The following is a 13,157-nucleotide window of genomic DNA, read 5'->3' as shown; positions in this document are numbered from 1 at the left end:
GTCAGCGTCTCATCAAACGCTGACAACCACACTGTAATGGTTCTCATTTACCCCGTCAACACAAATGCGAATATTTTTTATTTAACTTTTCAGCCTCGCTGTCAACTAACCAGCTGCAGCCAAAAAGGCAGGGTGAGCATGGCCAATAGGGTTTGGCCCGTAATGATCGCCGCCATCAACTCGGCATCGCCACCCAGTTGGCGGGCTAGGATATACGCCGAGGTGGCGGTGGGCAGTGCTGCAAACAGCAGCGCTACGTCGCGGCTTACGGGATCCAGCTGCAAGATCCAGGTGAATGCCAATACCAGCGCGGGCATGAGCAGCAGTTTAACGCCATTGGTGGCCAGCACGCCGCGGTCAATGCGTAGCAGTGCCGCTGGGCGCAGCGCCACACCCACGGCCACCAACCCCAACGGCAGCGCCGCACGCCCCAGTAGCTCTACCGTATCTTGACTCCAGCCGGGCAAACCAACGTTCGTAAGGTTCAGACCAATGCCCGCCAAGCAGGCAAGGATCAATGGGTTTTTAATCAGCGCCATCGCACTTTTACCTACGCTAGCACCGCCGAGTGTGCCAGCGGCGACAAAGCTGGCCACACACATCACGTTAACTACTGGCACCATTAGTGCCACGGCGACGGCTGCGGTGGTCGCTCCTAAGCTGCCGTGTAGCGCGGCGGCGCCAGCAACGCCCACATAGGTATTAAAACGTACCGCGCCTTGAAATACCGACGTAAACGCCGCAGGCGTTAGCTGTAGCCAGCCACGTAAACGCCAGAGCAGCAAGCCAAACAGCGCCATCGCGCCCAGCAGCACCAGCGCCAAGCGGCCGACCGGTACTCGGCTTACATCCGCAGTGGCCAAGGTGCTTACCAGCATGGCGGGAAACAGCACAAAGTAGATCAGCCGCTCCATCTGCGGCCAAAAGGTGTCGCTGGGCCAGCGCCAATAGCCAAGCACGGCGCCCAGTAAGATCAACAGAAATAGTGGGCCTAAAGCGCCAGTGATACTCTCCATTTATGTCCCTTTTGCCTGCGACATCCCAGCACAGCGATATCGGTGCGATTACTGTTACCATGGCAATGATTCCCCGCCCCACGGCTTGCGTAGCGATTATTCTGCCATGAAGATGACATCAAAACCTGCACACTCAGCGGGCTTTCCTGCCTTAAGGGTACTGATATTGGTCACTGGCTTGGCGCTAGCGGCCTGCGCGTGGTATGCCTTTTCACATTGGCTCCACCGCGACAGTGATGTGACATGGTTTCCACCCACATCAAGCTGTAACCTGCATGCAGCGCCCTGCTCCGCCACTTTGGGCGATAAGGGCAGCATCACGCTCGCGGTTCAGGCAAATGGGCGAATCGATGCACTGGAGATATTACCACTGGAAGTGGAAGTCGATGGTGTAACGGCCACCCAGGTCGAGGTAGATTTTATTGGTCGAGATATGGATTTGGGGCTACACCGTTTTGCCCTTAGCGCAGGTGCACCCGGCCATTTTCAAGGTCACGGTCAAGTAGGGATTTGCACTCAAAGCGTTATGCCTTGGCGTGCACGTGTCATACTGGAAACCGCAGAAGGCAAGGTAGGCAGTTGGTTCGATTTTGACGTAATTCGGAGTTAACGCATATGGCAAGGAAACCCTTATGGCTAGGCACCGGTTTAGTCGCGGTTTTACTGGTGGTCAGCGGTATAGGCCTCTATCAGTATGCCTTCGCCCCCAAAGAGGGCGAACCGGTAGGAGGCCCAGTTGAACTGCCCTCTACCCAGGGTGATTTCTCGTTAACCCAGTTAGATGAAGATCAAGTCGCGATACTCTCCTTTGGCTACACCTACTGTCCCGACATTTGTCCCATGACCCAATCGGTTAAGCGTCAAGCCCTGGCCCAGCTCTCTGAGGAGCAGCGCGAGCGTGTAGTGCCGGTGATGGTCACCGTTGACCCCGAACGCGACACCATCGCGCGCATGCAGGAGTACATGGGCTTTTTCGGCGAGGAGTTTATCGGCGCGGTGGGCAGTCAGGAACAGCTTGAGGATGTCGCCTCACGCTATGGGGTGATATGGCGGAAAGTCGAAGCGCCGGATTCAGCAATGGACTACACCATTGATCACAGCGCTTCGCTCTTTTTGGTTAATCGCGAGGGCGATATTCTTCAGCGAGTGCTCTACTCACCGACCCCGCATGGTTTAGTTTCCGCATTAGAGAGCGAACTAGACGGTTAAGCTAATCGGCTTGTTCAGGTGCTGCCTGTAAATGATCCAGCATCGCCAGCAGCGCGCCAATTTGGGTACCGCTACGGGTATCGTGCTGGGGGCTTAACTGCCAGGTACTTTCAGCAAACCCCCACCAATCCCAGCAGCCCTGGGGGTTCGCCATACTGCTTTCTGCCTGAGGATAGAGCACGATTTGCTGATGCGCTGCCGCCCAGGCATTAAGCCCGGTGTAGCGTATGAACGTATCGCCAATGGCCTCTGCGTTCATTTGGCAGCCGTGCAGCGCCAGCGTTACCGGGCACTCCCCCGCATCACAGCCTTCAGGTATAAACACATAGCCGGTGTCCGCTAGGCCCTTGACCGCAAACTCTGACTGATCAAACGCGACTAGTTCGCCCCCTTGCTCATCCTCTGGCTCACGACTAGACTCGCCAGCGTCCGAGGCTGCTCGTTCGGGGTAGAGCCAATCCAGCATTTCTCCAGCAATATCGTCATCGCAGGATAACAGGAAACTACCGCCACCCTGTCGGCAATCGCCCCACTCCTGGGGCCCGGGAGCCGCTTCACTGGGTAAGCGTATCGGCCAGCCATGTCCCGCATTTTCACTGCGCGCAACGCGTAGCTGATCAGGCGAAGCAAGCCACTGCTGCCACTGCTCAGCAAGCAGGTCGCCGAGCTGTGGCTCAACCACTTCATCCTCTTCACCGTGCCATAAGTAGGCCCTGAGCTGGCTAAGCGCCTCAGTGCTGCCAACCTGTTCAAGCTCAATATAGCGCTGGTGGCGAGCCTCCAATTCATCCAGCGAAGGCACGCCACGGCGGGTCATCATGCATTGATTAAGCGCCAAACTCAGCGAGCCCTGCGCGCAACTCCAGGGCCCTGCTGCCAGTACACCTAGGCCACTAAACCGCTCGGGCCAAGCCACCGCTAGCTGGGTCGCCATATAACCGCCCGACGATACTCCCACTACGCTGGCCTGCTCACTCGCAGCACTCAGGGCGGGCAAATCCTCAGGCTCACTGTCCGTCTCTGCCTGCGCTAGCAGCGGCGTGCATAGACCTAAGCAAACCAGTGCCTGAGCGAGAGAATGCAGGTTAGAAGAGGGGGTTGAAGTCATCCCTTATTCGACGCCTAGCAGTTCAACGCGGAAGGTCAGTACTTCGTTAGGCCCGATCGGCCCTTGACCATTTTTGCCGTAAGCAATATCCGCAGGGATATAGAGCATCCAGCTATCGCCAACGCTCATCATCTGCAGCGCTTCCTGCCAGCCTTCGATCACCTGATTGGTCTGGAAGCTGACGGACTCACCGCGCTCAAAAGAGCTATCGAAAACGGTGCCATCCAGCAGCATGCCTTCGTAATTCACTTCGACGGTATCTTCAGGGCCAGGCGTGGCGCCATCGCCAGATTCAAGCACTTCATACTGCAGGCCAGAGTCAGTCACCGTCACTTCCTCGCGCTCAGCGTTCTCGGCTAGGAAGGCTTCCCCCTCTTCGAGATTGTTCTGCGCTATCTCTTCGGCTTCCGCTTGCCGCGCTTGCATTGACTGCTCTTGGAACGCCATCAACGCTTCGGTCATCTCTTCTTCACTGAGCGCCAAGTCATTGCCTTCAAACACATCGCTCATGCCGTCGTGAAACGCACCCAAGTCGAGGTCTTCGATGTCTGCCTGCATGCTTTCACCCAGGGTCACACCCAGACTGTAAGCCAAGCGCTGTTCATCGGTTTCGGGCGCTGCCGCGGCAAAAGGGGCAACCAAAAGCAAACCTGTCAGAGCCGTAGTAGAGAGCAGTTGTTTCATGAAAGATCCTTTTTATAGCGGCGCCGTACGCCGATCAGTGTCATATAAAGACTAACACCCACCGCCCCGAGCTGCATCTTCGGGGAGGTGGGCGCCAATAAGACCACAAAATGGGAGAGAGGTTTAGCGGATTTAGACCACCAGCGTGGGGCAGTGTGCTGCACCCGCCACCCGTTGAGAAACGCTGCCTAGCAGCGGGTTCTTCTCGCCATTGGTGCCCTGGGCGCCAATCACGATCAGATCGCACTCCCGCTTACGAGCAAAGCGCACAATAATGCGCGAAGGTCGCCCGCCCTTCACAAAAGCACGCACGCGAGCACTGTCAGCGCCCAGCTCAATCGCATGAGATTTTGCGTGCACAGCGATCTCGGTGGCGTACTCTTTTAGCGCATCGTCAGGGATATCCAGCTGGTTGGGCCGCACCATAGAGAGCGAGGCCTCCAGCAAGCTATGGTGTTTAAACACGCACAGCAGATAAAGCTCAGCGCCGGTCAGCATATGCAAGCCCACCGCTTTTTCCAGCGCCCTTAAGGCGCCTTTAGAACCATCCACCGGGACTAAAATGCGATTAAACATTCGCGTACTCCTTGTGGCTGTTTAGCGGAAGGCGACATCGCGCAGGAACAGCGCAATTTGTGGGAACATGATCAGCAGTGCAGCCGCTAAAATCAGCATGAAAATAAACGGTGGGGTGCCTTTGATCACATCCCAATAGGGGCGCTTGAAAATCGCAATAGCGGTGAAAATATCGCACCCAAAGGGCGGAGTTGCCGAACCTATCGCCACCTGCAAGGTAATCAAAATACCCACCAACACAGGATCCAGGCCTGTCGCCGCAATGGCGGGTGCGAAAATGGGCGTTAGCACCAGAATGACCACTATCGGATCCACAAACATACAGGCCACAAAGAAGGAGATACAGATGGCAATCAATACGCCCGTGGGGCCAGCTTCGTTGACACCCACCGCCTCCAGAATCATTTGCGGAATCTGAGCAAACGAAATGATCCACGAGAAGCCATTACCCACCGCGACCAGGATAAAGACAACGGCGGTAATCAAGCCGGTAGATTTGGCGATGGCATAAATGTCGTTCATCTTAAGTGAGCGGAAGACCACAAACTCAAGCAAAATGGCATACAGCACACAGGCTGCAGCAGCTTCAGTCGGGCTGAAGATACCGCCGTAAATACCACCGACAATAATGACCGGAAAGCCAAGCGGCCAAAGAGCCTGCTGAACCGCTACTGCGCGCTCTTTCCAGCTCGATTTTGCTTCAGTAGGTACATCTTTAACGATGGCGTAGATAATGCAGTAAATCGAGAACATACACAGGATCATTAACCCTGGGCCGATCCCGGCAATAAATAGCTCGCCGATGGAAGTACCTGAAATAACCCCATAAATGATCATGCCGATACTGGGGGGGATCAAAAAAGCAATATCGCTAGAATTGATAATCAGCGCCAGCGTGAAAGAGTCTGAGTAGCCCGCTTTAAGCATTTTCGGACGCAGCGGCGAGCCAACAGCGACCACGGTTGCCTGGGTAGAACCGGATACAGCACCGAACAGCGTGCACGAAGCCGCCGTGCTCACCGCCAAGCCACCTTTAATATGGCCGATAAACGCCATCACCATATCAATCAATCGGTTAGCGGACTGCCCGCGGGTCATGATATCAGCGGCAAGGATAAACATGGGAACCGCAATAAGTGAGGCTGGGCGTATACCCGCCATCATCTGCTGGATCAGCGTATCCATCTGGCCGAAGCCGTTAAACATCATATAGAAGCCGATTACCGCAGCGGTAATCAGCGGAATCATCATTGGAAAGCCCAGCAGCAGCAGGGCAATCATGGTGGTGACCATTATTGTCGTCATAGCTGTTCCCCTAGGGTGCAGTGCCCCGCGTTAGACTTCTGTTTCGGTGTCTTTATATCCATCCACCACGCCCGTCGAGAGATAGACATCGTGGGACGTGAAGTTTTTAACCGCGGTCAGCAAGTATTGAATACCGGTGATTAAAAAGCCCATCGGCACCCATAGGTAAATGATCCACACCGGCAAGCCCAAGGAGGGCAACACCCTGCCTTTGCTATGCAGATCCAGGATATAAACGATCGAGTAGTAGAGGAGGAAAAACATCACTAGCGATGTGAACAGCGCGATGCAGATCATTAGCGCTCTGCGCCCACCTACCGGCAGCGCATCATAGATAGCCGACATGCGAATATGACGACCATGACGGGCTGCATAGCCAATACCCGCAAAGGTAATCATGATGATCAAAATGCGGTTTAGCTCACCGGAGAACATGATGCTGTTGCCAAATACAAAGCGGGCAACCACGTTGGTGACCGTATTCAGCGCCATTAGCAAAACACCCATCGCGAGAATCACGGCTTCTATTTTGCTAATTGCAGTGTCGATCACGCCTAGTACCCCCGGCAAGCCGGAGCGGTAACTCTTTTCCATCTCGTCATCGGTCATGGCCGGACTCCTTTTGAACGGCTCTAACGGCAACAGTTACGTGCCGTAGGCACAATAAACACAGCGTTATTCCAGAGCTATCTCAATCCAAGCTATCTCGTCAAAACCTGCCTACTTCCCAACTTGCCTAAACCAGAACTGCTAGACAAGCCTTACCTCGTGCAAGGCGAGGAGTTAACTAAAGCGTAACGGCTTGCGGCCGCCGATGATTCAACGCTAGATGTACGTAACCCAACGGTAACGATGTCAAACCCCAGCCCGAGTAGCCCCCGTCTAACCGCCGCAAAACAAAAAGGGGCAGCCTTATGCTGCCCCTTGATCAATCAACCATTCGCCAATGCGGCTTTGAGGTTAATTACTCGTTTGTTACGGCTTCAAGGTCAGCTTTAAACTGCTCGAGCAGCTCTTGACCACCTTCACCGGTCATTTCCAGGAAGGCTTCTTCGACCTGCGGGGCACGCTCACGGAAAGCTTGAATTTGCTCTTCGTCGAGACGTGTCACCGTCACTTCATCAGATGCTTCCTGAATTTTCGCTAATGATTCTTCAGCCAAGCCTTTGATATGCTCAATAGTGTGGTCATAGGCAGCTTCAGAGGCTTCATTCACCAACGTTTGATCTTCTTCAGACAAACCTTCGTAGAAGTCTTGGTTGGCCATCATCGCAGTAGTGAACCAGCCGTGACCGGTAAACGTCAGGTGCGGAGAGACTTCGTACAAACCGCCAGACTCGATCCAGAAAATCGGGTTCTCTTGACCATCAATGATGCCGGTCTGCAGACCACCGTAGACTTCACCCCAAGGCAACGGTGTCGGCGTTGCACCAAAGGCGTCGTAGGTCTCCGACAGCAGCGGGTTGGTCATGGTACGGATTTTCTTATTATCCATATCTTCCGGTGAGCTAATAGGCTCGTCGGTCGTCACGACCATTTCGCCTTCCGGATACATCTTCAGTAGCTCTAGGCCTTGCTCGGCGTAAAGCTCAGGGAACATCTCGTTGATAGCCTTACTTTCGTCGAAGAACGTCAGTACAGTCTCTTCGTCGGTCGGTAGCAGGTAAGGAATAAAGAAGATTTGCGCTTCCGGAATAAGCGCACCGGTAAAGCCAGGCGACTGGTTTACAAACTGCAGAATACCGTTCTGAGTCTGCTCCATAATGTCATCAGACTCGCCCAGCTCACCAAAGCGGTAAACCTGCACGGTGTGGTCTGAGTTATCTTCAATATACTCTTTAAAAGCATAGGCAAAGACATCTTGAACGTCGCCTTCATACTCCTCGTGAGCATAGCGCCAGTTGTCTGCTTGAGCAGCGGCGCTTAGACCAAACAGCAGTGCACCCACACTTGCCGTGGTCATTAACTTTGTAGTTACAGAACGTGTAGAAACGAATTTGCTTGCCTTCATGCGGTGTTCCCCTTGCAGTGGTAAGCGCGCTTTACGAGTGCGCAAGAACCTGGATAAGCCTCGCGTATCTCAACACGACACTGTTGTTCGCTAACCGGTGTTCGCCAACCGGCAATGGTGCTGCTCTATACTGCGTTCTAGCGGGCGAATAGCGCTAGGTATTTCAAATACAGCTTAATTTCAGGCTAGCGCGCTCCTTGGTGAGGGTCAAGCTGGCAAGTAAGCGTTTGTAGCGAATCAAGCCACTCATTTTGCTCCTTTATGCCACCCTCGCCTTGACGGGCACACCGCCCTAAAAACAGTTGTTTTAGCAGCCACTTATCTACATCTAGCGACATTTCAACAACGTTAACCACACGTTCCTCATCGCTGGGCGAGGCCGAAGCCCACGCTTGCCAACGTTGAAGGTTCTCACGCTCAGCCATCAGTTCGGCCTGTTTGATGGTCTCGCGCAGCGCTTTTACGGACTCGCTTTCTGCCGCTGAGGCTTTTAAGTCTTGGCGTAACCCACGCAATACCTCCGTTACATGGCACTGCCAAAGGTGACGCTGCTCACGCTGGTAAGCCAGCGCTCTAGGCTCGGCTTCCAGACCGCAAGAGTAGAGCCAGCAATGAAACAGCATCTCGCACACATCCAGCCCGGCCTCCTCTTGAAGCTTCAGGCAGGCCGCTTCAACGCCGGGTCTAGCGTAGAGCGTCAGTGCAAAATCCCATAACGGTGTCTGCTGTAGGCGCTGCAATCGGGTAGAATCAAGCGTAATAGAATCTCGCATCAAATGACCCACTTTCTTCGGGAGAAGGCATGATCGCACTGCGCCAAGTCGCCTTGCAACGCGGCACGCAAACGCTACTCGACAACGCGGACATTACCCTTAATAACGGGGTAAAGGCCGGGATTATCGGGGCAAACGGCGCCGGTAAATCGAGCCTATTCAAACTGCTGCTCGGCGAGCTTGCGCCCGACCAGGGTGATGTCGAGATGAGTGGCGGCCAGCGCATTGCGCATATGGCCCAGGAAGTTGACGCCCTCGACCGCCCAATTATCGAGTATGTACTCGATGGCGACTTGGCGCTACGCCAAGCAGAAGCTGACTTATTGGCCGCCCAGGAAGCCGGGCAAGCCCACCGCGAAGCTGAACTGCACGGTTTGATTGAGACCCTGGATGGCTACCGTGCGGAGTCGCGTGCGGCGCAATTGCTGGTGGGGCTGGGCTTCGTCCAGGCTGACCTCGCCCGCCCGCTCTCGGCGTTTTCCGGCGGCTGGCGGATGCGGGTCAATCTTGCTCGTACGCTGTTTATGCCTTCCGACCTACTGCTGCTGGATGAGCCTACCAACCACCTGGATCTAGATGCCCTGCTGTGGCTGGAGCAGTGGCTAACCCGCTATCCTGGCACCCTGCTGCTGATTTCCCACGACCGTGACTTTTTAGATGCCGTATGCGATCACATCGTGCATATGCACCACCAAACCCTGGAGCTATACCGCGGCAATTACTCCCAGTTCGAGCGCACTCGCGCCGAAAAGCTTGCTCTGCAGCAGGCTGAAGCCGCCAAGCAGCAGGCTCGCCGGGAAGAGATCGAACGCTTTATCGCCCGCTTTAAAGCCAAGGCGACCAAGGCCAAGCAAGCACAAAGCCGGGTAAAAATGCTCGAGCGCATGGAAGATATCGCCGTCGCCCATGTGGACTCCCCCTTCCACTTTACGCTGCCCGCCGCCGATAAAACCTCGCATCCTCTGCTGGTGCTTGACCAGGCGCAGCTAGGCTATCGCGGTAAAAAGGGCGACGGCAGTGACGACAACATCCAGCTAGACAAGGTCAACGTCACCCTGCTGCCCGGTAGCCGCATTGGCTTGCTAGGCCCCAACGGGGCAGGTAAATCAACGCTGATTAAGTCGCTCACCGGGGAGCTTGAGCTGCTTAACGGCAAGCGCGTACCCGGCGAGCATTTGGCGATTGGGTATTTTGCTCAGCATCAGCTTGAGAGCCTGGATGTTTCATCGACGCCCTTTGTGCATATCCAGCGACTCTCACCCACCGCCAGCGATCAGGATATCCGCAACTTCCTGGGCGGCTTTGGCTTTAAGGGCGATGACGCCTTCGGCACAGTCGCCAACTACTCTGGAGGTGAGAAAGCCCGCCTGGCGCTGGCCCTCGTCGCTTGGCAAAAACCCAACCTGCTACTGCTCGATGAGCCCACCAACCACCTGGACTTAGAGATGCGCGAGGCGCTGACCCAAGCGCTGGCAAGCTTCGAAGGCACGGTTATTCTGGTCTCCCACGACCGTCACTTACTGCGCGCCACGGTCGATGAGTTCTGGCGGGTGGCGGATCACCGTGTCGAGCCCTTCGATGGAGATTTGGAAGATTACCGGGTTTGGCTTAAAGCGCGTCTGGAAGAGAGCCGTCGGGATTCCCGCGGTGAAAAAGCCGAGCGCCAGAACCAGCAGCCTAGCGGCGACAGCCGAGAAGCACGCAAAGCATCCCGCAAAGCGGCTGCCGAACTGCGCGAGAAGCTGCGCCCACTGAAAAAGCAGCGCGACCAGGCAGAAAAAGCCATGGAGAAGGCCCAGCACGAGCTTGATAAGGTTGAACAAGTGCTGGCAGACCCAGAGCTCTACACCGACAGCAGCCGCAAAGCCGAACTGACCAAGACGCTGAGTCAGCAGGCGGAGATTAAAGCGCGCCTAGATGAATCAGAGCGGCAGTGGCTCAGCGCCGAAGAGGCGTTGGAGACAATGGAAGCAGAACTGCTCGCCAGTGAAGAGACGGCTAGCTAGGGAAAGCGAATACTCAACAACAGAGCTAGCTTTCCAACAAAAACGTTACCGGGCCGTCGTTAATTAGCGCCACCTGCATATCAGCGCCAAATTCACCGGTGGCGACGTGCGGCCAGGCAGTACGGGTCTGGGTAACCAGCAAGTTGAACAGCTCTTCACCCTGGGCGGGAGGAGCGGCGCTGGAGAAGCCCGGCCGCAGCCCCTTACGGGTATCCGCCGCCAGGGTGAACTGGGAGACGAGCAGCAGACCACCGTTCACCTGCTGCAGGTTGTGATTCATTTTACCTTCGGCGTCGCTGAATACCCTGTAGTGGAGGAGCTTGTGCAGCAGTTTTTCCACGCTAGTCCCGTCATCGTGCTTCTCCACTCCTATCAGCGCCAGCAGTCCATGGTCGATACTGCCGACGATTTCGCCCTCCACTTCCACGCTGGCGCGCTTCACGCGCTGAATGAGTGCCTTCAAAACGTCTCTCTCCCCACTAGCAAACGGCCATTATAACGACCGCTCGTTAATTTTTCCCTAGCAGGGCATCGCGAAACGCTTCCCCCAGAGTTACCAAGCACGGCAGAGCATTAGATCGCAGTGCGGTTCACACAGCAGCATCTCGGTTAGCTGGCTGGTGTGATGGGGCTGACCGCGACTACCGATCATCACGAGATCGGGCGTGTGGCGCTTCATATATGCTTGCAGCACATCACAGGGCGCGCCTTGTTCTAACACCAACTCCACATCGGGAACTCCTTCTAACTCGCGCATCAGGCTATCGACTTCGTTACTCAACTGCTCACGCAGGCGCTGCACTTCATGTTCACGCCAATGGGCGTAATAGGCTTGCGAACCCAACTCGCGCTCGCCGGGCAGTGTCCAGGCGTGCAACAGTGTCAGCGTGGCTTCAGGGAAGCGAATCAGCGCCTCTTTCAAGGTATGCCGCGCCGTCAGTGAAAAATCGATGGGCACCAAAATATGCTGCCAGGGCTGGGTCGGCTGGTGAGAAGAGACCACCACAGGGCATGGTGCACTGCGCAGCACGCGCATTACCGTGGTCCCCGCCAGCAGGTCTTTTTGCCCGCGCTTGCGATGCATGCCCAGCACAATCAGCTCGGCGTTGCGCTCATGAGCTTCGCGGACGATTTCAACGTGAGGCGAGCCGGTCACGGTCTGGATCAGCGTTTTCGGCGCCTCTAGGGCGTAGTCTTCGCGTAGATCCGTCAACATGGTAGTGATGTCTTCCACTACCGCGCTCTCGACATCCAGCAGCACACGCCTGGGTAGGTAAGGATCCAACACGTGCAGCACGTCTAGCTGAACACCCTGGGCATAGGCCAAACGTAACGCCCGAGCAAAAGCGGCGCGATTATCAGCGGAAAGATCGGTGGCAAACAGAATGGTGCGAGGCATGGCGAAACGCTCCTCGGCTGAGCAGCTCAGCCTTACAAGCCGTTAAGCAAACACTCCTTAGCATGGTGTGCAATGTCCATTCTCGCAAGCACTGTTGCCCAAATGCCACTGGCTACAGCTAGCATCACCACCAAGCGTGAAAATGGTGCACCGGGCCGCGTCCTTTCCCCACGTTTAAGCGCACGCTCGCCTCCAGGGCTGCATGCAGCCACTGCTTGGCATCACTGATAGCGGCTACCGGGGCATCCCCTTCGGCATCCACGGGTAGCTTCGCCAAGCAGGCGGCGATCGCTGAGGAGAGCGCACAGCCGGTACCGTGCAAATTGTCGGTATCGATTCGCGAGGCGGGCAACCACTCATGACCATTGGGGGTTGCCAGCAAGTCTGGGCAGGTTTCCCCGCGCAGATGGCCGCCTTTCAGCACCACATAGGGCGCGCCCAATTGCGTTAACCCCGGCAGCATCGCTTCCATGGCGTCTAAACTGGTGGGCGACGGCGTGTCGAGCAATACCGCGGCTTCCGGCAGATTGGGGGTAATCACATCGGCTAGCGGCACGAGAATATCGCGCACTGCATGAATACCGGCGTCGTCGACCAGAACATCCCCGCTCTTGGCGACCATCACAGGGTCGAGCACAATCCAGCGTGGGCGGCGCTGACGCAGCACATCAGCAATAACCTCGGCGACTTCACGGCTCGCCACCATGCCAATTTTAACCGCGTCTATCACCACATCATCCAGCAGGTGTTCCAACTGCTCGCGTATGGCCTGGGGCGAAACGGGGTACACCGAGGCCACCCTGCAGGTATTCTGGGCAATCACCGCGGTAATCACGTTGGTGCCGTAAACGCCAAGGGCTGAAAAGGTTTTTAGATCTCCCTGCAGCCCGGCGCCCCCCGAAGGATCGGAGCCGGCGATGGTAAGCACATTGCGAAGACGGGAATGGGTAGACATGGGGCTCCTTCACGGCAAAAACGTCACTGTACTCCTAGGATACCCAAGCTGCGCGCCTTATGCTGCCGAAAACGTACATGCCAAAATCGAGTAGGAAGGGGAGTCGCCTCCCCTG

The 13,157-nt window shown here is 55.9% G+C and carries 14 protein-coding genes; 3 read left to right on the top strand and 11 right to left on the bottom strand.

What is annotated here, in order from left to right; translation table 11 throughout:
- Positions 1 to 101 precede the first annotated feature (101 nt).
- Positions 102 to 1,016: an AEC family transporter gene (locus K7H09_RS23605; protein WP_009286215.1), complete on the bottom strand. Its 915-nt coding sequence runs from the start codon at positions 1,014 to 1,016 to the stop codon at positions 102 to 104.
- A 106-nt stretch (positions 1,017 to 1,122) separates the two neighbouring features.
- Between K7H09_RS23605 and K7H09_RS23600 the strand changes: the two genes are divergently transcribed.
- Both K7H09_RS23600 and K7H09_RS23595 read left to right on the top strand, forming a co-directional pair.
- Positions 1,123 to 1,626, top strand: coding sequence for a hypothetical protein (locus K7H09_RS23600; RefSeq protein ID WP_041157305.1), 504 nt, complete (start codon positions 1,123 to 1,125; stop codon positions 1,624 to 1,626).
- A gap of 5 nt (positions 1,627 to 1,631) precedes the next feature.
- Complete coding sequence (locus K7H09_RS23595; protein WP_141440349.1) at positions 1,632 to 2,225, top strand: SCO family protein; 594 nt, start codon at positions 1,632 to 1,634, stop codon at positions 2,223 to 2,225.
- Position 2,226: 1 nt separating this feature from the next.
- On the opposite strand, the gene K7H09_RS23590 is transcribed toward K7H09_RS23595, so the two are convergent.
- The 7 genes from K7H09_RS23590 to K7H09_RS23560 form a co-directional block, all read right to left on the bottom strand.
- Positions 2,227 to 3,333 (bottom strand): PHB depolymerase family esterase, encoded by a 1,107-nt coding sequence (locus tag K7H09_RS23590; protein WP_230806265.1) that lies wholly within the window; start codon positions 3,331 to 3,333, stop codon positions 2,227 to 2,229.
- Positions 3,334 to 3,336: 3 nt separating this feature from the next.
- Complete coding sequence (locus K7H09_RS23585) at positions 3,337 to 4,017, bottom strand: FKBP-type peptidyl-prolyl cis-trans isomerase (RefSeq protein ID WP_041157308.1); 681 nt, start codon at positions 4,015 to 4,017, stop codon at positions 3,337 to 3,339.
- A gap of 132 nt (positions 4,018 to 4,149) precedes the next feature.
- Positions 4,150 to 4,593, bottom strand: coding sequence for a universal stress protein (locus tag K7H09_RS23580; protein WP_022521256.1), 444 nt, complete (start codon positions 4,591 to 4,593; stop codon positions 4,150 to 4,152).
- Positions 4,594 to 4,614: 21 nt separating this feature from the next.
- Positions 4,615 to 5,898: a TRAP transporter large permease gene (locus K7H09_RS23575; protein WP_027957981.1), complete on the bottom strand. Its 1,284-nt coding sequence runs from the start codon at positions 5,896 to 5,898 to the stop codon at positions 4,615 to 4,617.
- A 30-nt stretch (positions 5,899 to 5,928) separates the two neighbouring features.
- Positions 5,929 to 6,507 carry a TRAP transporter small permease gene (locus tag K7H09_RS23570; protein ID WP_022521254.1) on the bottom strand — a complete coding sequence of 193 codons (579 nt, stop codon included), beginning with the start codon at positions 6,505 to 6,507 and terminating at the stop codon, positions 5,929 to 5,931.
- Between the two features lie 355 nt (positions 6,508 to 6,862).
- Positions 6,863 to 7,909, bottom strand: coding sequence for a TRAP transporter substrate-binding protein (locus K7H09_RS23565; RefSeq protein ID WP_027957982.1), 1,047 nt, complete (start codon positions 7,907 to 7,909; stop codon positions 6,863 to 6,865).
- 185 nt (positions 7,910 to 8,094) lie between these two features.
- The gene (locus K7H09_RS23560) at positions 8,095 to 8,682 is read right to left on the bottom strand and encodes a TIGR02444 family protein (RefSeq protein WP_167522526.1); all 588 of its coding nucleotides are present in this window, start codon (positions 8,680 to 8,682) and stop codon (positions 8,095 to 8,097) included.
- A gap of 29 nt (positions 8,683 to 8,711) precedes the next feature.
- On the opposite strand from K7H09_RS23560, the gene K7H09_RS23555 reads away from it, so the two are divergent.
- Positions 8,712 to 10,688 (top strand): ATP-binding cassette domain-containing protein, encoded by a 1,977-nt coding sequence (locus tag K7H09_RS23555; RefSeq protein WP_141440346.1) that lies wholly within the window; start codon positions 8,712 to 8,714, stop codon positions 10,686 to 10,688.
- A gap of 25 nt (positions 10,689 to 10,713) precedes the next feature.
- Here K7H09_RS23555 and dtd read toward each other — a convergent pair whose 3' ends face one another.
- The 3 genes from dtd to thiD form a co-directional block, all read right to left on the bottom strand.
- Positions 10,714 to 11,151 carry a D-aminoacyl-tRNA deacylase gene (dtd, locus tag K7H09_RS23550; protein ID WP_027957985.1) on the bottom strand — a complete coding sequence of 146 codons (438 nt, stop codon included), beginning with the start codon at positions 11,149 to 11,151 and terminating at the stop codon, positions 10,714 to 10,716.
- Between the two features lie 90 nt (positions 11,152 to 11,241).
- Positions 11,242 to 12,087 carry a universal stress protein gene (locus tag K7H09_RS23545; protein WP_027957986.1) on the bottom strand — a complete coding sequence of 282 codons (846 nt, stop codon included), beginning with the start codon at positions 12,085 to 12,087 and terminating at the stop codon, positions 11,242 to 11,244.
- 124 nt (positions 12,088 to 12,211) lie between these two features.
- Positions 12,212 to 13,042, bottom strand: coding sequence for a bifunctional hydroxymethylpyrimidine kinase/phosphomethylpyrimidine kinase (gene thiD / locus K7H09_RS23540; RefSeq protein WP_009286224.1), 831 nt, complete (start codon positions 13,040 to 13,042; stop codon positions 12,212 to 12,214).
- Positions 13,043 to 13,157 lie beyond the last annotated feature (115 nt).

The sequence above is a fragment of the Halomonas sp. IOP_14 genome, assembly GCF_021021315.1.
Lineage (GTDB): Bacteria > Pseudomonadota > Gammaproteobacteria > Pseudomonadales > Halomonadaceae > Vreelandella > Vreelandella titanicae.
Note: the sequence above shows the minus strand (reverse complement) of the source record. Positions and strands in the feature narration are given on the sequence as shown.

What these genes read in the sequence shown, in the direction of transcription:
- thiD (WP_009286224.1), bottom strand. Translation starts at nt 13,042, where the DNA reads ATGTCTACCCATTCCCGTCTTCGCAATGTGCTTACCATCGCCGGCTCC.
- K7H09_RS23605 (WP_009286215.1), bottom strand. Translation starts at nt 1,016, where the DNA reads ATGGAGAGTATCACTGGCGCTTTAGGCCCACTATTTCTGTTGATCTTA.
- K7H09_RS23590 (WP_230806265.1), bottom strand. Translation starts at nt 3,333, where the DNA reads ATGACTTCAACCCCCTCTTCTAACCTGCATTCTCTCGCTCAGGCACTG.
- K7H09_RS23565 (WP_027957982.1), bottom strand. Translation starts at nt 7,909, where the DNA reads ATGAAGGCAAGCAAATTCGTTTCTACACGTTCTGTAACTACAAAGTTA.
- K7H09_RS23595 (WP_141440349.1), top strand. Translation starts at nt 1,632, where the DNA reads ATGGCAAGGAAACCCTTATGGCTAGGCACCGGTTTAGTCGCGGTTTTA.
- K7H09_RS23580 (WP_022521256.1), bottom strand. Translation starts at nt 4,593, where the DNA reads ATGTTTAATCGCATTTTAGTCCCGGTGGATGGTTCTAAAGGCGCCTTA.
- K7H09_RS23570 (WP_022521254.1), bottom strand. Translation starts at nt 6,507, where the DNA reads ATGACCGATGACGAGATGGAAAAGAGTTACCGCTCCGGCTTGCCGGGG.
- K7H09_RS23600 (WP_041157305.1), top strand. Translation starts at nt 1,123, where the DNA reads ATGAAGATGACATCAAAACCTGCACACTCAGCGGGCTTTCCTGCCTTA.
- K7H09_RS23575 (WP_027957981.1), bottom strand. Translation starts at nt 5,898, where the DNA reads ATGACGACAATAATGGTCACCACCATGATTGCCCTGCTGCTGCTGGGC.
- K7H09_RS23585 (WP_041157308.1), bottom strand. Translation starts at nt 4,017, where the DNA reads ATGAAACAACTGCTCTCTACTACGGCTCTGACAGGTTTGCTTTTGGTT.
- K7H09_RS23555 (WP_141440346.1), top strand. Translation starts at nt 8,712, where the DNA reads ATGATCGCACTGCGCCAAGTCGCCTTGCAACGCGGCACGCAAACGCTA.
- K7H09_RS23560 (WP_167522526.1), bottom strand. Translation starts at nt 8,682, where the DNA reads ATGCGAGATTCTATTACGCTTGATTCTACCCGATTGCAGCGCCTACAG.
- K7H09_RS23545 (WP_027957986.1), bottom strand. Translation starts at nt 12,087, where the DNA reads ATGCCTCGCACCATTCTGTTTGCCACCGATCTTTCCGCTGATAATCGC.